At 59.8% G+C, this 19,752-nt stretch carries 20 protein-coding genes; 9 read left to right on the forward strand and 11 right to left on the reverse strand.

Annotation, left to right across the window (positions count from 1 at the left end):
• A partial coding sequence (locus LGH74_RS11560) for a DUF2062 domain-containing protein (protein WP_226175823.1) occupies positions 1-410 on the reverse strand: 410 nt, incomplete at its 3' end.
• A 100-nt stretch (positions 411-510) separates the two neighbouring features.
• On the opposite strand from LGH74_RS11560, the gene LGH74_RS11565 reads away from it, so the two are divergent.
• The 9 genes from LGH74_RS11565 (at position 511) to LGH74_RS11605 (ending at position 9,135) form a co-directional block, all read left to right on the forward strand.
• Complete coding sequence (locus LGH74_RS11565) at positions 511-1,479, forward strand: YihY/virulence factor BrkB family protein (RefSeq protein WP_226175825.1); 969 nt, start codon at positions 511-513, stop codon at positions 1,477-1,479.
• A gap of 92 nt (positions 1,480-1,571) precedes the next feature.
• Positions 1,572-2,714, forward strand: a complete 1,143-nt coding sequence (locus LGH74_RS11570) for an acyltransferase family protein (RefSeq protein ID WP_226175827.1) — start codon at positions 1,572-1,574, stop codon at positions 2,712-2,714.
• 176 nt (positions 2,715-2,890) lie between these two features.
• Positions 2,891-4,273 (forward strand): DEAD/DEAH box helicase, encoded by a 1,383-nt coding sequence (locus tag LGH74_RS11575; protein WP_226175829.1) that lies wholly within the window; start codon positions 2,891-2,893, stop codon positions 4,271-4,273.
• 9 nt (positions 4,274-4,282) lie between these two features.
• Entirely contained in the window at positions 4,283-4,651 is a 369-nt protein-coding gene (locus tag LGH74_RS11580; RefSeq protein ID WP_226175831.1) for a DUF8617 domain-containing protein, read from the forward strand.
• Positions 4,651-5,001, forward strand: a complete 351-nt coding sequence (locus LGH74_RS11585; protein WP_226175832.1) for a low molecular weight protein tyrosine phosphatase family protein — start codon at positions 4,651-4,653, stop codon at positions 4,999-5,001. Before LGH74_RS11580 ends, LGH74_RS11585 begins: the two co-directional genes overlap by 1 nt.
• A 69-nt stretch (positions 5,002-5,070) precedes the next feature.
• Positions 5,071-6,015 carry a M90 family metallopeptidase gene (locus LGH74_RS11590; RefSeq protein WP_226175833.1) on the forward strand — a complete coding sequence of 315 codons (945 nt, stop codon included), beginning with the start codon at positions 5,071-5,073 and terminating at the stop codon, positions 6,013-6,015.
• A 377-nt stretch (positions 6,016-6,392) separates the two neighbouring features.
• A complete protein-coding gene (locus LGH74_RS11595; protein ID WP_226175834.1) occupies positions 6,393-8,264 on the forward strand; it encodes a M2 family metallopeptidase in 1,872 nt (623 codons plus the stop codon).
• Between the two features lie 56 nt (positions 8,265-8,320).
• Positions 8,321-8,665, forward strand: a complete 345-nt coding sequence (locus LGH74_RS11600; RefSeq protein WP_226175835.1) for a hypothetical protein — start codon at positions 8,321-8,323, stop codon at positions 8,663-8,665.
• Positions 8,662-9,135, forward strand: a complete 474-nt coding sequence (locus tag LGH74_RS11605; RefSeq protein WP_226175836.1) for a hypothetical protein — start codon at positions 8,662-8,664, stop codon at positions 9,133-9,135. Before LGH74_RS11600 ends, LGH74_RS11605 begins: the two co-directional genes overlap by 4 nt.
• Before the next feature lie 63 nt (positions 9,136-9,198).
• Here LGH74_RS11605 and LGH74_RS11610 read toward each other — a convergent pair whose 3' ends face one another.
• The 10 genes from LGH74_RS11610 to LGH74_RS11655 all read right to left on the reverse strand — a co-directional run bounded on the left by LGH74_RS11610 (position 9,199) and on the right by LGH74_RS11655 (position 19,734).
• On the reverse strand, positions 9,199-9,912 hold the full coding sequence (locus tag LGH74_RS11610) for a GAF domain-containing protein (RefSeq protein WP_226175837.1): 714 nt from the start codon (positions 9,910-9,912) through the stop codon (positions 9,199-9,201).
• A gap of 115 nt (positions 9,913-10,027) precedes the next feature.
• Positions 10,028-10,747: a pirin family protein gene (locus LGH74_RS11615; RefSeq protein WP_226175840.1), complete on the reverse strand. Its 720-nt coding sequence runs from the start codon at positions 10,745-10,747 to the stop codon at positions 10,028-10,030.
• A 139-nt stretch (positions 10,748-10,886) separates the two neighbouring features.
• Positions 10,887-11,696 (reverse strand): LexA family transcriptional regulator, encoded by an 810-nt coding sequence (locus LGH74_RS11620; RefSeq protein WP_226175842.1) that lies wholly within the window; start codon positions 11,694-11,696, stop codon positions 10,887-10,889.
• A 183-nt stretch (positions 11,697-11,879) separates the two neighbouring features.
• Entirely contained in the window at positions 11,880-12,818 is a 939-nt protein-coding gene (locus LGH74_RS11625) for a hypothetical protein (protein WP_226175851.1), read from the reverse strand.
• A gap of 71 nt (positions 12,819-12,889) precedes the next feature.
• A complete protein-coding gene (locus LGH74_RS11630; protein ID WP_226175853.1) occupies positions 12,890-13,651 on the reverse strand; it encodes a hypothetical protein in 762 nt (253 codons plus the stop codon).
• 53 nt (positions 13,652-13,704) lie between these two features.
• On the reverse strand, positions 13,705-14,526 hold the full coding sequence (locus LGH74_RS11635) for a hypothetical protein (protein ID WP_226175855.1): 822 nt from the start codon (positions 14,524-14,526) through the stop codon (positions 13,705-13,707).
• A gap of 61 nt (positions 14,527-14,587) precedes the next feature.
• Positions 14,588-15,532, reverse strand: coding sequence for a hypothetical protein (locus tag LGH74_RS11640; RefSeq protein ID WP_226175857.1), 945 nt, complete (start codon positions 15,530-15,532; stop codon positions 14,588-14,590).
• Positions 15,533-15,554: 22 nt separating this feature from the next.
• Positions 15,555-16,253 carry a DUF2306 domain-containing protein gene (locus LGH74_RS11645; protein WP_226175858.1) on the reverse strand — a complete coding sequence of 233 codons (699 nt, stop codon included), beginning with the start codon at positions 16,251-16,253 and terminating at the stop codon, positions 15,555-15,557.
• Between the two features lie 441 nt (positions 16,254-16,694).
• A complete protein-coding gene (gene recQ, locus LGH74_RS11650) occupies positions 16,695-18,917 on the reverse strand; it encodes a DNA helicase RecQ (RefSeq protein ID WP_226175859.1) in 2,223 nt (740 codons plus the stop codon).
• 199 nt (positions 18,918-19,116) lie between these two features.
• Entirely contained in the window at positions 19,117-19,734 is a 618-nt protein-coding gene (locus tag LGH74_RS11655; RefSeq protein WP_226175863.1) for a hypothetical protein, read from the reverse strand.
• Between the last annotated feature and the right edge of the window lie 18 nt (positions 19,735-19,752).

Below are 19,752 nucleotides of genomic sequence, written 5' to 3' on the forward strand. Positions count from 1 at the left end.
GCCCCGGCCCGCCACAGCAGCGCCAGAGCGCTACCCCAGTCGTGGGCAAACAGACGGCGCAGCTGGCTCATCGTCAGCTCGGGGCCCTGGCCATTGCCCAGCAGGCGGGCCCCGATGCGCAGCAACGGAATCAGAATCAGCAGCTGCACGGGGCTCATCAGGTGGCTCACGAGCAGGGTGGCGGCCACGTTCAGGCGCAGGCGCACGGCCGCGAAAGTGGCCAGCAGCGTGGTGATGCCCAGAATAGGCACCAGCCCCAGCGGCACACCCACGGCCACGGTGAGAGCCAGCTGGGGCGGCGTGAGGCCCTGGCGCAGGATGTTGCGCACCGGCTCGACCACGCGGCGCTGCCACCAGCTGGCGGGGCGCGGCGGCGTAGTGGGCAGCACGGGCGGAGGGGAAAAAGACACGAACAACACGTAAAAAAAGAGACTGGACAGTACGACGCCGGCACCTTACCTTCGCTGTTCGCACCAAACGGCTTTGCGCCGTAGTTCGTACGCAAAGCCAATGACAAATGTACGCCAGCCAGGCCAGCCCCGGCGAAAAGTCTGGACAGATTTCTTCCTGCTGCTGCGCCGGGCGGCCCAGGAATTTGCTCTCAACGACCCGTTGCGGCTGGGCGCGGCCACGGCTTTTTTTACCACGTTTGCCCTGCCGCCCATTCTCATTATCCTCATTCAGCTGCTGAGCTCGATATACTCGACCTCGGGCGTACGGCAGCTGCTGCTGAATAAAATTTCGGCCGCGCTGGGCACATCGGCAGCCGGGCTCGTCGAGCAGATTCTGCTGAACGTGACCAACGTGGAGCGCAGCCGTCTGCTCACGTGGCTGGGCTTCGGCTTCCTGCTTTTTATTTCCACCACGCTGTTCGTGGTCATCCAAAACTCGCTCAATCAGCTCTGGCAGGTGCGCTCCAACCGCACCACCGGCCGCTTCAGCAAGATGCTCAAGGAGCGCAGCCGCTCCCTGGGCTTGCTCCTGACTACGGCCCTGCTCTCGTTGGTAGCTTTTGCCAGCGACGCGCTGCTAGCCTTCTTTGCCAACTACATCCGCGACTTCGACCCCAACTTTGGCTACTTCTTGGTGCAGGGTCTGAGCCAGTTCGTGTCCTTACTGATTCTGGCCGTGTGGTTTGGCGTCACGTTTCGCAACCTGAGCTACGCCAAAGTACCCTGGAAAGCCGTGCTGCGCGGAGCCATACTCACCGCCGTGCTTATTGATCTGGGCGAGTTTGCCCTGGGCCACCTGCTGGTGCCCCGCAACCTGGGCCCCATCTACGGCCAGGCTTCTAGCATCGTGCTGGTGCTGCTGTTCGTGTTTTATTCGGCCATGATTTTCTACTTCGGGGCCTGCTTCACGAAAGTGTATGCCCACTACGTCGGCATGGATATCCGGCCCAAGAAAAACGCCGTGCGCTACCGTCTCGTCGATTTGCCGGAGGCGCCCCGCTACCGGGGCGCCTCCGGCCGCTGGTAACGGTGCCCGCAAGCTGGCGACATTGGAATTAGCTGAGTAAATGTAAGTTTAAGCCTCTTTACTTACCGCCAGCATACTTATTCCAACTGCCTATGCCGACCCAACTACTCTCCGCCGAGCAATCAACGGCCCTCGGTACCAAACCCCATTATGCCATTCTCGACGGCCTGCGCGGCGTGGCGGCACTCATGGTGGTCGTATTTCACCTCTGCGAGACGCACGCTACCAGCCACCTCGACCAGGTTATCAACCACGGCTACCTGGCCGTCGACTTCTTTTTTCTGCTCTCGGGCTTCGTTATTGGCTATGCCTACGACGACCGGTGGAACGGCATGACGCTGAAAGAATTTTTCCGCATCCGCCTCATCCGGCTGCAGCCGCTGGTGGTGCTGGGCATGCTCATTGGGGCCGCGCTTTTCTACTTCCAAGCTTCCCCCGCGTTTCCGGCCATCGGGCAGGTGCCGGTCTGGAAGCTGCTGCTGGTGCTAGCCATCGGCTGCACGCTGCTGCCCGTGCCACTGTCGATGGACATTCGGGGCTGGCACGAAATGCACCCCCTTGATGGGCCGGGCTGGTCGTTGTTCTACGAATACATTGCCAATCTGCTCTATGCCCTGGGCGTGCGCAAATTCTCCAAAACCGCGCTTGCAGCCTTGGTAGTGCTGGCCGGCGCGGCCCTGATTCACTTTGCCGTTACCAGCAAGGGTGGCGACGTAGTGGGCGGCTGGTCGCTGGAGCCCACCCAGCTCCGCGTGGGTTTCAGCCGGATGATGTACCCCTTCTTTGCCGGGCTGCTACTCTCGCGGGTAGCCACGCTGAGCCGGGTGAAAAACGCCTTTCTCTGGTGCAGCCTGCTGCTAGTGCTGGTACTGGCCTTCCCCCGGGTGGGCGGGGCCGAACACCTCTGGCTCAACGGCCTCTACGATTCGCTCAGCATCGTTGTGCTGTTTCCGCTGGTGGTCTGGCTGGGGGCCAGCGGCCACATTGCCAGACCCGGCACGGCCCGGCTCTGCAAGTTCTTCGGCGACATCTCCTACCCCATCTACATCACCCACTACCCGCTCATCTACACCTATACCGCCTGGGTAAGCGCCACCAGGCCCACCTGGCAACAGGCATTACCCGTGGCGCTGCTCACCTTCGTTACGGCCGTGGCCCTGGCCTACGCCTGCCTGAAACTCTACGATGAGCCCGTGCGCAAGTGGCTGCGCCGGAAGCTTCCAGTAATGCAGTAAGCCCGGAGCCCGCCTCCGAACTAATCACCACCCCTAGCGCTGGCTGCTGCATTCCCGGCCCCAGCCGGGTTTACGGTCGGGGCACGGGCTGACGGCTGCTCGCGCCCCCTGCCGGCGTCCGATTACCACTGCCGCCAAAATCCGCCGTACCTTTGCCGGGTACTTTATCGTTTCGCATGCCCTCTTTTGCCGACCTTGGCCTCGCGCCTTCCCTGTTACAAGCCCTGGAAGAGCTGAATTTTACCGTTCCTACGCCCGTTCAGGAGCAAGTAATTCCGATGGCGCTGGCCGCTCAGGACGTGGTGGGGCAGGCGCCCACCGGCTCGGGAAAAACTGCCGCCTACGGCCTTTCCATTCTGCATCAGGTGGATGTGAAGCTCGACGCGGTGCAGATTATCGTGCTGGTGCCCGCCCGGGAGCTAGCCCTGCAGGTGCGCGACGCCCTCAAGAAGCTCGGCAAATACATTCCTAATCTACGCGTAGCGGCCTTTTATGGCGGCCACGCCTTCCGCGACGAAACCGCGTCGCTCAAGCAGGCCCCGCACATTGTGGTAGCCACGCCCGGCCGCCTGCTCGACCACTTCGAGCGCCGCACCATTATTCCCAACCAGCTCAAAGTCCTGATCCTGGACGAGGCCGACAAGCTCCTGGAACTGGGCTTTCAGGATGAACTGGTGGAAATCATCAAGCGCCTGCCGCGCCGCCGCCAGACCTTGCTGTTCTCGGCCACGATGTCGGAGAAAGTGCTGGATCTGATTCGCAAAAACCTGACCCGGCCCCGGGTAGTAAACGCCGGGGAAGACGAAGGCACGTTGCCCGAAAGCCTCACCCTGCGCGGCCACGTGGGCCCCATCGACAAGAAGCCCGCCGCGCTGCTGCATCTGCTGCACCTGCCCGAAACCGGCCGCGCCCTGATTTTCTGCAACACCCGCGAAAAGTGCTCCGAGCTGGCCCGCTTCCTGCAGGGCCGGGGCGTGGCGGCCGAAGTACTGCACGGCAAAATGCCCCAGCCCGAGCGCGACAAGGCCCTGATGAAGCTGCGCAACGGCTCCAGCCAGGTGGTAGTAGCCACCGACGTAGCTGCCCGCGGCCTCGACGTAACGGCCCTCGACACGGTCATTCAGTACGACGCGCCCGACAAGGCCGACTCCTTTCAGCACCGGGCCGGCCGCACGGCCCGCGCCGGCGCCGAGGGCGTGGCCCACATCCTGACCACGCCCCACGAGCAAAAGCACGTGCAGAAGTGGCCGGTAGCCGAGAGCATCAAGTGGGAGGAAATGCACGCGCCCAAGCTGCCACCCGCCGCCCCCAAAGCGCCCAAGCCCACCAGCATTACGCTGCACGTGTCGGCCGGCCGCCGCGACAAAGTCAGTGCCCACGACTTGGTGGGTACGTTCGTGGCCCACGGCGGGCTGGAGCGCGACGCGGTAGGCCACATCGAGGTATTCGACCACTACAGCTACGTGGCCGTGCCCCGGGAGCAGGCTCAGGAAGTAGCCAACCGCGTGACGGGCGCCAAGATTAAGGGTCGTAAGATTCGGGTGTCGGTAGTAGAGTAGGTTCTGCTGATGAGCAAGTTGCATTGCCGGTGCGGCAACGTCATTCGAACCGAAGAGCAGGATTTATCCTATGCGGCGGCACTGGTGCCGGATCGGCTGTATAACCCGATGGCCGACCAAATTTTCGCTCAGATAGCCTCTTTTGCCGTGGCCTGCAAAACAGGCACGGGCACGGCTGAATGGACCGCTGCGAAATCCCCGTACCCGGAAGTAGTCGAAGAGTTGTTCCGCTATGAAGTGCTGGGCAAGGCATTCCTGGAAAATAGCCGCGAGGTTTATCAGTGTAAGCGGTGCGGGCGTATCCACATCGAAACCGCTGAGCCGAACCACTTCCGCTCTTTTCTACCGGAAAGCGACGCTTCCTCCTCTCTGTATTAATGCCTGCGTTACCCATCGAACCCCGGCAGCTGCTCTTCATTTGCAGCCAGAACCGCTGGCGCAGCCTCACGGCCGAGCGGCTTTTTGATGAGCACCCGCACTACGAGGCCCGCTCGGCCGGTACCGAGCCGGGCGCGCGGGTGCGCGTAACGGCCGGACACCTGGGCTGGGCCGACGTGGTGTTTGTGATGGAGCGCCGCCACGCCGATATTCTGCGGGAGAAATTTGGGGCGGAGCTGGCCGGCAAGCCCGTTGTCAACCTGCGCATTCCCGACAAGTTCCAGTTTCTGGCTCCGCTGCTGGTGGAACTGCTGCGCGAGCGGCTGCAAGAGCATCTGCCGCAGCTGTAGCCTGAGAATTTGTTCACCTTTCCCCGGACTTTCCTATAACCAAAAGTCCGGGGCCGCGTTTACCCGGCCATGAATTATCTTGTCTGGTTGGCCGTGCTGGCGGTTATTGTCTTTCTGTTTTACCGCTACGTCACCCGAGACGCCCGCGTAAAAGCAGCCGCCCTGGCCGCTGATTTCCCCGAGGCGTGGCGCGAAATCCTGGCTACCCGCGTGGCATTTTATTTGTCGCTCACCGTCGAGGAGAAAAAGCGCTTCGAGCGGGAAGTGCAGGTGTTTCTGGCCCAAACCCGCATTACTGGCCTGCAAACCAAGGTCGATGACGTGACGCGGATCCTGGTGGCGGCCTCGGCCATCATTCCCATCTTCGGCTTCCGCGACTGGGAATACGGCAACCTGGGTGAGGTGCTCATCGTGCCCGATGCCTGGCGCGAAGCCCGTGACCCCAACCGCGAAGTGGCTCCGCTGCAGGGCCAGCTGCTGGGCTCGGTGCGCAACTTCCAGAACCAGCACTACATGCACCTCTCGAAAGCCTCGCTGGAGCAGGGCTTCCGCGATGGGCTCGACAAGCAGAACGTGGGCATTCACGAGTTTGCCCACATGCTCGACGAGGCCGACGGCGTGATTGACGGGGTGCCAAAGCTGGCATTGCCGCCCGAATTGCTCAAGCCTTGGGCCGAAGTGATGGAGCGCGAAATTGAGGCAATCCGGGAAGGAAAGTCGGAAATTAACTCCTACGGTGGCACCAACGAGGCCGAGTTCTTCGCCGTTGTCACGGAATACTTCTTCGAGAAGCCCGAGAAGCTGCAGGAAAATCACCCCGAGCTCTACCAGCTCCTGAGCCGGGCCCTGCGCCAGAATCCCAAGAAACGCTTCCTGCGCTTCAGCGTGGACCCGCGGGAGTGGCTGAAAACCCTGCGTTCCAAGCGCAAGTTCGGCCGCAACGACCCCTGTCCCTGCGGCAGCGGCAAAAAGTACAAAGAGTGCCACATGCAACAGCAGCAGCAAGCCGCGTAATTTACCTGTCATTGCGAGCTTGCGAAGCAATCCGTCCGCAGTACGCCCCATCCTTTACCCAGAAAGCCCTCAACCGTACCAACGATTGAGGGCTTTTCAGTTTAGAAGGCTTGGCACACTTTAGAGGACGGATTGCTTCGCAAGCTCGCAATGACACGTTTCCTACTCGCAGGCAATTAGCAGGCTTGCTATACTTTTTCAGGAGTCTTCGAAAAGGTATAGCAAACCCATCAGTTGATTTGCTCTACCTTTTTGGCACGTTGTAAAAAGGCAGAGCAAATTCGTCTGCAAAGGAGCGACTTCGGGTCATTCAGCGGCAAGTGGCTATTTTAGCCAGCGAAATACTCGTTTGCCCTTCCCGCTCTATTTCCCTTCCAATGAAAAAACCTTTGATTTCGGCCCTGGCCCTGGCTACGCTGGGCACCGCGCTGTGGTCGTGTGCGCCCACGGCTAAAACCACCACGGCTACGGCCCCGGCTGCCGATACCGCGCCGGCACCGAGGTCTACCCCGCCCGCGCCCGTCGACTGGGGCCGGCAGGCCGATGAGTTTCTGCAGAACTACTCCACTCAGTACCAGCAGCTCTATACCCAGGCCACCGAGGCCGAGTGGCGCTCCAATACCCGCATCGTAGCCGGCGACTCGACCAACGCTGTGGCTACGGCCCGGGCCAACGAGGCGGTGGCAGCCTTCACCGGCAGCAGCCAGAACATTGCCGATCTGCGCCAGCTGCTGGAGCACAAGGACCAGTTGTCGGAAATCCAGATCAAGCAGCTCCAGACGGCGTTGTATAACGCCGCCAACTCGCCCCAGACCATTGCCGACGTGGTGAAGCGCCGCATCAAGGCCGAGACCCAGCAAACCGAAAAGCTCTACGGCTTTGACTACAAGTACGCAGGCAAGTCCGTCACGACCAACGACCTGGACGAGCTGCTGCGCAAGGAAAACGACCCTAAAAAGCGGCAGGCCATCTGGGAAGCCAGCAAGGCCATCGGCCCCACGCTCAAAGACGGTCTGCTGAACCTGCGCGGGCTGCGCAACGAAACGGTGCAGGCCCTGGGCTACCCCGACTACTTCACCTACCAAGCCTCCGACTACGGCATGAGCCGGGAGGAAATGATGACCCTGGTGCGCCAGATCAACGACGAACTGCGGCCCTTATACCGCGAGCTGCACACCTATGCCCGCTACGAGCTGGCCAAAAAGTACAAGGTGCAGCAGGTGCCCGACTACCTGCCTGCCTCCTGGCTGCCCAACCGCTGGGGCCAGGACTGGAGTGCCATGGTGGACGTGAAGGGCGTGAACCTCGACGCGACGCTGGCCAAAAAGGGCGCGGAGTGGCAGGTGAAACAGGCCGAGCGGTTTTACCAGAGCCTGGGCTTTCAGGCTTTGCCGCCGGTGTTCTGGGAGAAAAGCAGCCTCTACCCGCTGCCCAAGGGTGCCAACTACAAGAAGAACAACCACGCCTCGGCCTGGCACATGGACCTTAACCAGGATGTGCGCAGCCTGATGAGCGTGGAGCCCAACACCGAGTGGTACGAAACCACCCACCACGAGCTGGGCCACATCTACTACTACCTCACCTACACCAACCCCGAGGTGCCGGTGCTGCTGCGCGCCGGCGCCAACCGCGCCTACCACGAGGCCATGGGCAGCCTGATGGGCCTGGCTGCCACCCAGAAGCCGTTTTTGGTGGGCTTAGGTTTGCAGGACCCGAAAGCCAAGACCGACCAGACCCAGACGCTGCTCAAAGAGGCGCTCAACTACGTAACCTTTATCCCCTTTTCCTCGGGCGTGATGAGCGAGTGGGAAAACAGTTTTTACGCCGATAAGCTGCCCGCCGACCAGCTCAATGCCCGCTGGTGGGAGCTGGTGAAAAAGTATCAGGGCATCGTGCCACCGACCACCCGCGGGGAGCAGTACCTCGACCCGGCTACCAAAACCCACATCAACGACGACCCGGCCCAGTACTACGACTACGCCCTCTCGTACGTCATCCTGTTCCAGCTCCACGACCATATTGCCAAGAAAATCCTCAAGCAGGACCCGCACGCCACCAACTACTACGGCAGCAAGGAAGTGGGCACGTTCCTGGCCGACATCATGCGCCCCGGGGCCAGTAAAGACTGGCGCGCCGTGCTCAAGGAGAAAACCGGCGAAGACCTCTCCGCCCGCGCCATGGTCGAGTATTTCCAGCCCCTGATGGTGTATCTGAAAGCCCAGAATAAGGGCCGGAAGTACACGATGTAATTGCGGCTTGATTCCAGTATTTTTGACGGGCGGGCCCACTAGGCCTGCCCGTTTTTATGTATTCTGCCCTATCCGACAAAAGTGACGCTATTCAACAGGCCGTCTGGCAACTGACTGCCAAACTTGGCAATACCTATTTTGATATAGTAGATTATTGGACCGATGATGCTGATGCCATCGGCATTGCCCACCCCGATAATCACGGTATTCTGGCCTACATTTCAACTTGCTACCTCAAAGAATCAGGCGGCTACTATGTGGCGCTAAAGCTACCGAAGTATCACAGCTCGTTTCCCTACAAGGACATGAGAAGCCACGATGTTCAAAGCATCAATGGTTTGGCCGCAATAATGCTGATGCATTTTAATATGGGCCATATAGCCAATTCCCGTTGCGCATGAGTGGACTGGATTTCCTGGCAGAAGTCAGCACTGAGTTTAGCTTCACGCCGCTTTTCGTTGGCGCGGGCTCGTCTGATCTTTTCCTGGAGGCACAGCACAACGAGCATGCCTTGTCACTCACTGCGGCCCAGGCCCAAAGCCTGACCGTGGAGGATTTGCGGCAAATGATTTACCATATCATTGCGGCCAAAAGGGAACAGCTACAGCACATACGCGGCAGTTCCTATGCCATGCAGTTTTATTGCTGGCACGATGAGCAAGCCGGCCAGCTGCGCTTTAGCCTAATAGCCGCCGCCGCAATGCTTCCTTTCGGGTGCCGGGTGCAGCTGGTTGCTGAGGTAGCCGATATTCTCCAGCCCTTCCTTACCTCCAGCTACCTTGACGGAATTTCGTGGTCTGAGCTGGAGGAAGCCACCCCCAGTTTCGAAGCAGATGAATACCTCCTCAAGGTGTGGCAAACAGTTTTATAAATCACCAGCGGCCCGGCAATTATGCCGGGCCGCTGGTGATTTAATAGAATAGCTTACTATTTCCTACCCTGCCACCTGTGCCATACGCCGCTTGAGCACTTTGGCCAAGCCCTCGAGGCGCCGCTCGATGAGCTGGGCTACTTCCTCGTCCTCGTAGTCGATGCCCTGGTTGCGGGAGTTGAGGTAGCGGGCCAAAGCGGAGTTTTCGTCCAGCGTGTCGGCCAGCTCGGCCTGGGCTTCCTCCCATTCCTCCTGCTCATTGGCCCGCAGGTAGCGCACCCGCAGCTCTATCGTCTGACTCACCAGTGCCGCCAGCCGGGTCAGCACGGCAGTTTCGTTGACGGATAGCGTACGGAATTCCTTGCCGATAACGGCCAGCATGCCTACCCGGGCACCGTCGGGCATTTGCAGCGCGGCCCCGGCATAGAACTTCAGCCCAATAGCCTGGGCCACGTCGGGCTTGATAAGGGTGCAGCTTTCGGGCTTGTAGTCGGACGTTACGACGGCCTCGTCCTGCAGAATGGCCGCCGAGCACATGCTTTCCACCCGCGGCAGGCCCGGGATTCCCTCGGCCCCGGTCACCGACTTAAACCACACGTACTCGTCATCGACGAGGGAAATCAGCGAAATAGGCGTATTAAACAGTTGCGCAGCCCAGGTCGTGTAGTCGTCAAAAATCGGCTCGGGCGTGGTATTGACGATATCGTACTGGTGAAGTGTACGCAGTCGGGCCGCGTCGTTGGCGGGCACCAGAGAATCCGGAAAACTAGTACTCATGCAAGGGGTATCGAATGGATATAAAAGCAAAATTCCACTGCGCGGCGCATTGCCGACGAGCATAGATAGCCATCAGCAACCACGTCCGCGTAGTGGAATTTACCGTTGAGGCAGACTAGTAGTTCGCCTCGCTCGACGGCAGGTCAATCAGAATAAACTGCGCATCTTTTTTGGCCCGGATCTGCACCACGTGCTCGTCGGTCATGCGGGCTTGGTCGTTGGGGCCCAGTTCGGTGCCGTTCACGTAAATCGTGCCTTCCTTCACGTAGATGAAGGTATTGCGGATCGGGAAGGTCTTGAACTCAATTTCTTTATCCTCCTTCAGGTTTGCCCAGTAAATGGTGCTGTTGGAGTTCATGTACACCACATCTTCGAGCACCTTCTGGCCCGATACAATGGGCATCAGCTCATTTTTGCTGTCCAGCAAGTCAAGGTCTTTCTGCTCGTAGCTGGGTGCGAGGCCCTTCTGGTTGGGCATAAACCACAATTGGTAGATATGCAGCGGCTTATCGGTGCGGTTAAACTCGGAGTGGGCCAAGCCGGTGCCGGCCGTCATGCGCTGCACCTCTCCCTTCGGAATGGTAGTCTGGTTGCCCATCGTATCCTCGTGGGTTACTTCCCCGTCGAGCACGATGGTCACGATTTCCATTTCGGAATGCGGATGCTGCGGGAAGCCCGAGTTGGGCGCAATACTATCGTCGTTGAATACCCGCAACGGCCCAAAATGGATGTTATTAGGGTCGTAATAGTCGGCGAAGGAAAACAGGAAATAGCTACTTAGCCAGCTTACGGGCGCAGCATGGTGGCGGTCGGTGGCAGGAATATACTTCAGCATGGAGTTTCGGGTGGTTGGTGTGGTAGCAAACTGCCTACGACATACGCACCAAAGCCCGGTGAAGTTAGAAACAACCGCAAACACCAAGGCCCGCCCGAAGTTTCGGGCGGGCCTTGGTATGGCTTTGCCAACAATGCGGCTAGGCTTTTTTCAGCGTGCTCATCTGCTGCTGCAAGTCCAGAACAATGCTGGCCAGGCGCGAGAGCGACAGATCGGCAATGGGGAACGTGCTGCTGATGTATGACTTAGCCTCCCAGATTTCCACCACGTCTTCCACTCCGATTTCATAGGGCGAGTACACGGGGTTATCGGAATGCAGCGACAACGTCGCGCCGTCTTTGAGCTTGTTGAAGATGCGCTTGAACACGATACCTTCCTTGCTGCTCACCACGATGCAGGGCGTGCCGTCCTTAATGGTCAGCCAGTCGTCGACGTAGCGGCCCACGATGACGGTACCCGAGGCAATGGGCAGCATCGAGTCGCCGGCTATTTCGAAGGCGCGGTAGGTGCCACCGCTGCCGAGCATGGGCAGGCGGAACTTGGGCAGCTCCTCGATGAACTCCGGGTCGGCGTAGCCATTGAGGTAGCCGGCGGCGGCCTTCAGCGGAACCAGTTCGATGTTCTCGTTCTGCTCCTTATCAACGGTGAGGGCCAGAATGCGCAGACCATTGGCGGGACGCGGCGAGGGCGGCTCAGGGGAATTGATAGCAGGCTCCAGCTGGCGCAAAGCAGCTTTCTGGGCGCTCTTCTTGGTGAAGTCGGTGGTCACCAGCGCGTCGAGCGAGATGCCGAACAGGCGCGCCATGTTGACCAGGGTACTGAGTTTGGGCTCAGCCCGGCCTTCTTCGTAAGCGCCTACTAGAGAGCGTTTGATACCAAGTTTTTCGGCCATCTGAGCCTGAGTCAGGGCCAGTTCGCGCCGCCAGAATTTCAGGTTGGTGTTTATCATCGCGGGTAGGGAGCCGGGAATGGCTTCGACATCAAAGGGTTATCGGCTCGTGAAATTAGCAACAAACCCGCAGCATTACTAATTCAATTAGCTTTATTTTTTTAGAAAAAAAGTTCCGCTGCTCTGTTAACCATTCTCCCGCCTGCCGGCAGCCTATAGCAACAGCAGGCCGTGCCAAAGCTACTACTGGCTTACCGGGTCAGGTGTGGCTACTCCGTCCTTCAGGCTGGGCGGATTCAACAGTGTAGGCTGGGAATTGCGGGCCGTGGCCGCGCCGGACTCGGCCCACCATTCCTCGTTGGTCCAGTACTCGTTCCAGCCCAGGCGGGCATACTTGGGGTTGATGCTGACTTCCCGTTCACCGATGCTAAAATTCTGGAGCACCTGGCTGGCAATCGGCAGGAAATTGTAGGCCCAGATGGTCGGCTTCTGCTCGTTGGTCTGGTAGCTGCGCCAGGTACCTTCAAACAGGCTAATCGAGCCCCGCGTAGCCGATTCCTCTGTGGCCGGGATGGTCAGACCGAATAGGGCCAGCCCGTCGGGCCGGTTGGGGTCGAGGCTGAAGGTGACGGCCGTTTTGCCGGAAAAGGTACCGGCTCCTTTGCGGCTTGGCTCCTCATTGAAGACGTACGTGCCCGTAGCCGTATAGCCCTGGGCGTTGCTTTTCTCATCATCCAGATACCCACGCATCTCCGCCGGGTCGATGGCCAGATCATTAATAGTGTGCAGCGTGATGGTACCAGTAAAAGGCGTTATCTGCTTCTTAAACCGATCCTTGCCCATAACATGGTATACGCCGGGGTGCAGGGTGTCTTTGCGTACCGAGAGCAACACAATTTCCATACGGTAATGGTCGGCGCCCAGAAAGCCGTTCATGGCGCTGAGGCTGGCTTCGTCGGCCGGGCGCCACAGTTCTGCCAGATCGTACTGGGCCAGAAACGTTTGCATTTCGGGGGTCGGCACCGGAGTTGCTTCCGCCACTTTTGCGGTCTTCACCGAGGCTTCGTGCACCGGGGCTGACTGAGCGGCGGCCGGGTCGGCAGGGGTTTGCTTAACGGTGGCTGACTGGTGGCAAGCAGCCAGGAAGCACAGACAACCGAGCAGGTACAAGGACTTTTTCATCGGGCTTTTGCGAATAGTATAATGGGTGGCACAAAGAAAATGTAACAGAATCAAAAACAGCCTTTTATTCCCTATAAGGCCGGCTCTTCGGCATCGGCCCACCACTCTTCGTTATCCCAGAAATTCTGCCAGCCCACGCGGCTGTATTTGGGGTTGATGTGCGGGCCCCGCTCACCCAGGCTAAAGTTCTCCATTACGGTGTTGGCAATATTCATGAAGTTACTAGCCCACACCAGCTTGATGGGCTGCGGATGCGCGGCACTGCTCCAGGTACTGGTAAAAGTAGAGCCCTCTCCACCCCCGCCGGGAGACCACCAAAATTGCCGGCCCGGCAAGTAAGCTACGCCCGTTGGAGTTTGGGAAAAAGTGACGGTCAACGTGCCAGTGAAAACGCCTGCGCCTTCCTCAGTGGCGCTTTCGGTCAGGCGGAAACGGCCGCTGGCCTGGTACTGCGCCTGCGGCTTGGCCGTCTCGGAAACGTACTGGGATTTTACTTTCTTGATGGCGCTGAGCGTGATAGTGCCGCTGAAGGGCAGCAGCCGTTCCCGCTCCCGGCTTTTGCCCTCCACATGATACAGGGCCGGATTTTTACTATCGCGCTGCACCTTTTCAAATACGAGATTGAAGGGTCGATACTGCGGGCCCATGCACCCAAGCATGGTCTGGGCTTCGGCGGGCCGCGCCGAAACCAGCCAGAGCGGCGCCAGGTTGAACTTACGCAGCAGCGCCGCCGAGCTGGCCGTTGCCGCTGGCTTGCGCGGGGCGGGCTTGGGAGCAGGCCCAGCAGCGGCCAGCGTGGTTAGCAGGAAAGCAAGCAGAACGAGCAATTTCATGGACAGTGGGTAATAATGGGCGAAGGAGGCTACTTTTCCGGGTGAGCAGCACATTAAGGCTCAACGGTAACTTTATTCTCGTCCCACCACTCCTCGGGGTCATAATATTCATTCCAGCCGTAGCGGGCGTATTTGGGGTTAATATCAACAGCGCGCCCCCCGACGGTGAAATCACCTAGCACCTCGTTGCCGATAAGTACCAGCTCGGCGGCCCACAGTGCCTCCTGCCGCTTCCCTGCCTGCTCATAATAGCCTTCGAAGGCAAAGAGCCGGGAATTTCGCGCAATCGACGCATAGTCGGAATGCAGAGCACATCCTTTCTCAGGTGACGCACTGAAGTCGATGGCAGTCGTTCCGGACAGGATCTTCTTCTTCTCCGCCCCCGACCAAAAGGCAAATTGCCCCACTGCCGTATACACCGGCTGCTGCGAGTTGTTGTACCCCCGGTGGCCATAGCGCCGGATCTGTTGTAGGTGAATCGTGCCTCGCAACGGGGTAATCTGGTGCCTGAGCCGCATCAGTCCCTGCACGTGGAACAGGCCAGGCTGTTGCTCATTCTGCCGGACGCGCTTGAATACCACTTCCAGACGCTGGTGCTGCAGGCCCACAAAGCCGTTCTGGACGGGGCTTTCCGGGCGCAGCAGCCAGAGACTGGCAATATCGTAGCGCCGCAACAACGTCTCCCGCTCCTGCCAGTCCAGGGTATCGGCCAGCGGCATCAGCTGCCGGCTGCGCGAAGGTAGCAGCAAGGGGTCATGGCTGGCTTCGGCACGCTGCTTGGCCACCTGTTGCCGCCAGGCCCACCCCAACTGGGCGGCCAGCAGCAGCCCGAATACCAAGGCGCTCCACCCGACGTATTTTTTCCAGTTGCGCATCAGTTGGCAGGTGTAGAATAGCGGTTCATCGGGAAAACAGACAACCAAGGGGTACAATTGATTACTCCGTAGGTGCAGCGCTGGGCCACAGCTGGGTTTGAGAATCGGGCGCGGGCGTATCCGCCCACCATTCATCATGCTGGTAGTATTCATTCCACCCCCGGGCTACGTAGGCTGGGCTGATTTCCGGGCCGCGTAGGCCCATCGTCATCTGGGAGGTAACCTTGTAGGCGTAGCGGATGAAGTTGCTGCCCCAAACCACGGAGCGGCTCACCTGCCCCGCCGCGTTCAGCCGCTCGCCTTCAAAGAGCACTCCGGCACCGCAGGCCGGCGAGCCTTCCAGGATATTTCTGTTGTTGGCACTGGCCTTTTTATCTGGGCCCAGGGCAAAATCGGCGTTTACCTGCCCACGCAGCTGGCCGCCATTCGACTCCTGAAGCTGAAACCGCCCGGTGATACTATACAGGGGCCGGGGTACTTCGGTCTCATCCTCCGAGTTCCAGATACCCCAGGCGGACCCGGCCGACTTGTCAACTGTTTCTGCCAGCCGGTACAGCTGCTGCCAGCTGATGGTGCCGCTGAAGCTGCGGATGACGTGTTTGTAACGCGTTTTGCCCGATACCCGCCAGACAGCCGGCTGCTGCGGGTCGGGGCTTATGTTGGTAAAAGCCACTTCGTAGCGGTAGTGCCGCGCATCTCCGAAGCCGTCCATATTGCCAGTGCGTATCACCCCGGTCAGGTCGTAACGCTGCAACAGCGTATCGAGCCCAACAGCAACCTGGGGCGCTACTGGCACTACTCTTCGCATACCCAGGTAATAATTACGCCGCCGGCTTGGCGCAGCCTCGACCGGCAGCAGGCTGTCGGCGTCCGGATCGGGCACCTCATCAGGTTCGAGCAGGGAAGTAGCGTTGGCGGGTGGGCTCATCTGCACCTGCCCCTGCCGCTGGCAGGCCAGCGCCACCAGCAATGCGCCTACGGCCGCAAGTAGAGGTCCTTTCTTCATAAAAACAGGTAGCAAAACAACTTTAGCCAGCCACGGCGGCCGCCTCTTTCACCGGGAGAAAACGCGCCTGCCGCAGCAACCGCCGCGCCGCGCCCAGCTGAATCAGCACTTCGGCCAGCACTAGATTGCCGGTCCAGGAAAGCCAGGTAACGGTGAGGTAGGTTTCGATGGGCTTCGTGCCGAAAAGGTAATAAAGCAGGTAGCTTTCCGAGCGCAGACTCAGGGCGGCCAGCGTCACGGCAAAACTGCGAATCATCCACTCGGTGTGTTGCTCCCAGCGCCGCTGCCGGGCCAAGCGGTAGGCCTGCCAAGTGCTCAGCCACCACACCACGCACTGCAGCGCAAAACCCACTTTGGCCACCAGCCCGCCGTTGGCGAAGCCGGCCAGAACCAGGCCCGAAGGCCCGGCCAAGGCCAGCACCGAAACCACGTAAAGCTTGCCCAGACGGCGGTGCCACCCGGCGCGGCCCCGAAACAGGCGTGGAAAAAACTGCGCCAGCCCGGCCGCCAGCACCCACAGGCTGCTGGTGATGTGCACGTAGAAGCCCAGCCGAAACAGCCCGCTGCCGTTGGTAGCATCCGATTTGGTAGTCAGGAAATGAATACCCGGCTCAAACGACAGATAGGGCCATACTTTAGTAGCCATCAGCACGGTGAAGGCCACCACCAGCGCACCCGCCAGGAACTGCAGCAGGCGCGGAAAACTCAGGAAAGAAAGCATGGGTAACAGGCGAAGCGCGGAGACAATATAACGCGGCTGGTATATTCTTATGATAGGCCGGCGCAAGTATTTTTTCCGGCTGCAACACCCCGCAAATTACGGGGTTACAGTCAGCTTTTAATCCTCCTTTTTCACCTGTCTTTGCAAGGCACGAAGCCATCCTTGCTCTGTCATGTGCCGAGCTTCCCTATGTGACAAGCTCATGTCATTTGCTGCAACGCGAAGTTGCACTTCGCGAGGCGGCTGCGCCACTGGCATGACAATCGTTCAACGCGTCGCGAAGTGAAACTTTGAGTTACAGCAGAAAGCCCCTGCTCCGGCGGGAATAAAGGGCTTGCTGGGTACAAGGCAGTTTGTTACTAGCAGCGGACGGATTGCTTTGTCATTCTTCCTCGCAAGGAAACGTCTTCGGCATTGTACACATTGCTCACACGTAGCACATTACCCTTTCAGGCGCTTCTGGTAGAGGCCAGCGAGGCGGAGCTTGAAGTAGTCATACTTCTCGCGCAGGTGGTCGAACAGGTCGCGCAGTTGAGGCTCACCGCCGAGCTGTGCCCGGGCCGTCGTGATTTCGGCGTACTCACTCTGGCTCAGAAACTCTTCGAGGCGGATGGTCTGGCCTTTGGCGTAGAGCGTCTCGATGTGGGCCCGGATGGTACTGGCAGCCAGGTTACGGCGCTCGGCTATTTCGTCGATGCTGAGGCCGGCGCGGTGCAGCTGCAGGGTTGTTTCGTGGGTGTCGCCGGCTTCGCGAGTGCGGCGGGGCTTGGCCGGGCCGGGGATTTCGTCTTCGTCGTCCTCAGCGGCATCGGCGGGGTTGGGCGCGCCGCCGAATTCCAGAATGGCTTTGATGAAGACTTCGCCGTAGTTCTCGAACTTCTTCATACCCACGCCGCCGATGGCCAGCATGGCCGTGCGCGACACGGGCCGTTCGGCCGCCATTTCCTGCAGCGTGGTATCGGTGAAGATAACGTACGGGGGCACGTTCTGCTCGTCGGCAATACGCTTGCGCAGCTGCCGCAGCCGCTCGAATAGCTGCCCGGCAGCATCGGTAGGCGCGCTGGCGGTGCCGGCGGCTTTTTTGCCCCGGGGCTGCTTTTCGGCCTTTTCGGCGGGCTGGAACTTCTTCATCGGCAGCTGGCGCTGGCCCTGCAGCACCTGCTTGCCCGTTTCCGTGATTTTCAGTGCGTAGCCTTCCTCGTAGGCAATGTAGAGCAGGCCATCATTCAGCATCTGGTGAATGTAGCTGTACCAGTCCAGATAGGGCAGGTCGCGGCCGGCGCCGTAGGTTTTGATCTGCTCGTAGCCGCCCTGGATGATGGCTTGGTTGCGCATGCCGCGCAGCACGTCGATGAGCAGACCGATGGGCGCTTTCTCCCGCATCCGCACCACGGCCGACAGCGCCTTCTGGGCCAGTTCGGTGCCGTCGAAAGTGGTGGGCGGGTTACGGCAGATGTCGCAGTTGCCGCAGTCTTTTTCCAGGGTTTCGCCGAAGTAGTTGAGCAGGATTTTACGGCGGCACGAGGCAGCTTCCGCGAACTGCTGCATGCGCTCCAGCTTGGTGAGGCTGAGCTGCGAGAGGCGCGGATCGGCATCCTTGGTGAGCATGTCGCGCAGGCTCATCACGTCGGCGAAGCTGTAGAACAGCACGGCCGTAGCCGGGGCTCCGTCGCGGCCGCCGCGGCCGATTTCCTGGTAATAACCCTCGATATTCTTGGGCAGGTTGTAGTGAATAACCCAGCGCACGTTGCTCTTGTCGATGCCCATGCCGAAGGCAATAGTAGCCACGATAACCTGCAGATCGTCGCGCAGAAATCCTTCCTGCACGCTGGCGCGCTGGTTGGGCGTCATGCCGGCGTGGTAGTGGTTGGCGCGCACACCTTTCTCCTTCAGCTTCTGGGCCAGGGTTTCGCACTGCTTGCGCGAGAGACAGTAGATAATACCCGACTCATTGGGCCGGGCGGCCACGAATTCCAGGATACTGCCCACCCGGTTCTGGCCGGGGCGCACGATAAGGTTGAGGTTGGGCCTATCGAAGCTCGACAAAAACACCTGGGGCTCGTGCATGCGCAGCTGCTGCTGGATGTCGCGCTGGGTGAGGCGGTCGGCGGTGGCGGTGAGGGCAATGATGGGCACCTGCGGAAACTGCTCGCGCAAGACCCGCAGCTGGGTGTACTCGGGCCGGAAATCGTGGCCCCACGACGAGATGCAGTGGGCTTCGTCGATGGCAAACATACTGATGCGCAGGCGCTGCAAAAACTGCAGAAAACCCGGCGACACCAGCTTTTCGGGGCTCACGTAGAGCAGCTTGAGGTATCCGTTGAGGCAGTCGGAGGCAATGCTGTTCTGCTCGCTCTGACCCACGCTGCTGTTGATGTACTCGGCCGGAATACCGTTGGCCTTGAGGGCTTCCACCTGGTCCTTCATCAGGGCAATGAGCGGGGAGACAACCACGCAGACGCCCTCCTGCACCACGGCCGGCACCTGGAAGCACACCGATTTGCCGCCCCCGGTGGGCATAAGCACCACCGTATCCTTGCCGCTCATGATGTTGGCAATGATGCTTTCCTGCATGGGCCGGAACGTATCATACCCATAATACTGCTTGAGGACCTTGCGGGCAGAGGCCAGCGTGGGCGCGAGGGGTTCTGGGGCAAATAACATTCGGTAAAAATACGACGGTAAAACGGGAGTTTGTAAGGTACAGAAACCCTAGCCGGGCGCAAATGGTGCGGGCTACCGGCATAATCCTGTATTACCCAGCGCGGCAGCCCCGGCAGAGGCAGTAAAAAGTATTTTCAAGTCCTTTTCCCGTTTTGCTTATTACTTTCTGGCTCACGGGCCCACACTCTACGTCCCAGCTTCAGCGGGGTCCGATGGTTTGCGTGCCACTTTGCCGAAGCGTCATTTCCAGCACGTAGTGGCGGCGGTTATCGGCGCTTTTTCCTTCCTGCCGTAGTTCGGCCGTACCAGCCCAGCGCAGCACCTGCCCACCCGTGGGCGGCACAGCTTGGCTGACTTTGCCAGTCTGGTCGGGCTTAGTCTGGCGGCGGGTGCTGCCCTGGGCATCGAAGTCGCCTACCCACTGATTGGTGCCGTAGCTGTACGAGTCGTTGAACACCTCGTAAGGCGGTACCGGGCCGCTGCGCTGCACTTGGAACCAGTAATACAGCGGCGAGATGCTGGGGAACGATAGCCGCACGGCAAAGGCATCGGGCCGGCGCGGGCCCAGCGCAATAGCCCCAAATGACTCCGAGAGTTGCATCGTCAACTGGCCGGCGTCATTGATACGGGTTTCTTTGAGCGGGTAGCCCCGGTTCCAGATGATGACCGGCTGGGCGGGCAAGGGCTGGCCAGTAGCGTCGAGCAGCGTGAGGCGCAGCTCGTAGGTCACGGCGCTTTGCCCCAGGGAAAATATCAGCACCACGCCACCCAGCGCGGCCACTACAAGCCCTCCTACTATGTACAGTACTTTCAACATCCACTTTGTTTCAAAGGC

It is taken from the genome of Hymenobacter lucidus (assembly GCF_020447265.1).
Lineage (GTDB): Bacteria > Bacteroidota > Bacteroidia > Cytophagales > Hymenobacteraceae > Hymenobacter > Hymenobacter lucidus.

What these genes read in the sequence shown, in the direction of transcription:
- LGH74_RS11570 (WP_226175827.1), top strand. Translation starts at nt 1,572, where the DNA reads ATGCCGACCCAACTACTCTCCGCCGAGCAATCAACGGCCCTCGGTACC.
- LGH74_RS11640 (WP_226175857.1), bottom strand. Translation starts at nt 15,532, where the DNA reads ATGAAGAAAGGACCTCTACTTGCGGCCGTAGGCGCATTGCTGGTGGCG.
- LGH74_RS11620 (WP_226175842.1), bottom strand. Translation starts at nt 11,696, where the DNA reads ATGATAAACACCAACCTGAAATTCTGGCGGCGCGAACTGGCCCTGACT.
- LGH74_RS11655 (WP_226175863.1), bottom strand. Translation starts at nt 19,734, where the DNA reads ATGTTGAAAGTACTGTACATAGTAGGAGGGCTTGTAGTGGCCGCGCTG.
- LGH74_RS11580 (WP_226175831.1), top strand. Translation starts at nt 4,283, where the DNA reads ATGAGCAAGTTGCATTGCCGGTGCGGCAACGTCATTCGAACCGAAGAG.
- LGH74_RS11645 (WP_226175858.1), bottom strand. Translation starts at nt 16,253, where the DNA reads ATGCTTTCTTTCCTGAGTTTTCCGCGCCTGCTGCAGTTCCTGGCGGGT.
- LGH74_RS11610 (WP_226175837.1), bottom strand. Translation starts at nt 9,912, where the DNA reads ATGAGTACTAGTTTTCCGGATTCTCTGGTGCCCGCCAACGACGCGGCC.
- LGH74_RS11615 (WP_226175840.1), bottom strand. Translation starts at nt 10,747, where the DNA reads ATGCTGAAGTATATTCCTGCCACCGACCGCCACCATGCTGCGCCCGTA.
- LGH74_RS11635 (WP_226175855.1), bottom strand. Translation starts at nt 14,526, where the DNA reads ATGCGCAACTGGAAAAAATACGTCGGGTGGAGCGCCTTGGTATTCGGG.
- LGH74_RS11630 (WP_226175853.1), bottom strand. Translation starts at nt 13,651, where the DNA reads ATGAAATTGCTCGTTCTGCTTGCTTTCCTGCTAACCACGCTGGCCGCT.
- recQ (WP_226175859.1), bottom strand. Translation starts at nt 18,917, where the DNA reads ATGTTATTTGCCCCAGAACCCCTCGCGCCCACGCTGGCCTCTGCCCGC.
- LGH74_RS11625 (WP_226175851.1), bottom strand. Translation starts at nt 12,818, where the DNA reads ATGAAAAAGTCCTTGTACCTGCTCGGTTGTCTGTGCTTCCTGGCTGCT.
- LGH74_RS11585 (WP_226175832.1), top strand. Translation starts at nt 4,651, where the DNA reads ATGCCTGCGTTACCCATCGAACCCCGGCAGCTGCTCTTCATTTGCAGC.
- LGH74_RS11605 (WP_226175836.1), top strand. Translation starts at nt 8,662, where the DNA reads ATGAGTGGACTGGATTTCCTGGCAGAAGTCAGCACTGAGTTTAGCTTC.
- LGH74_RS11565 (WP_226175825.1), top strand. Translation starts at nt 511, where the DNA reads ATGACAAATGTACGCCAGCCAGGCCAGCCCCGGCGAAAAGTCTGGACA.
- LGH74_RS11575 (WP_226175829.1), top strand. Translation starts at nt 2,891, where the DNA reads ATGCCCTCTTTTGCCGACCTTGGCCTCGCGCCTTCCCTGTTACAAGCC.
- LGH74_RS11595 (WP_226175834.1), top strand. Translation starts at nt 6,393, where the DNA reads ATGAAAAAACCTTTGATTTCGGCCCTGGCCCTGGCTACGCTGGGCACC.
- LGH74_RS11600 (WP_226175835.1), top strand. Translation starts at nt 8,321, where the DNA reads ATGTATTCTGCCCTATCCGACAAAAGTGACGCTATTCAACAGGCCGTC.
- LGH74_RS11590 (WP_226175833.1), top strand. Translation starts at nt 5,071, where the DNA reads ATGAATTATCTTGTCTGGTTGGCCGTGCTGGCGGTTATTGTCTTTCTG.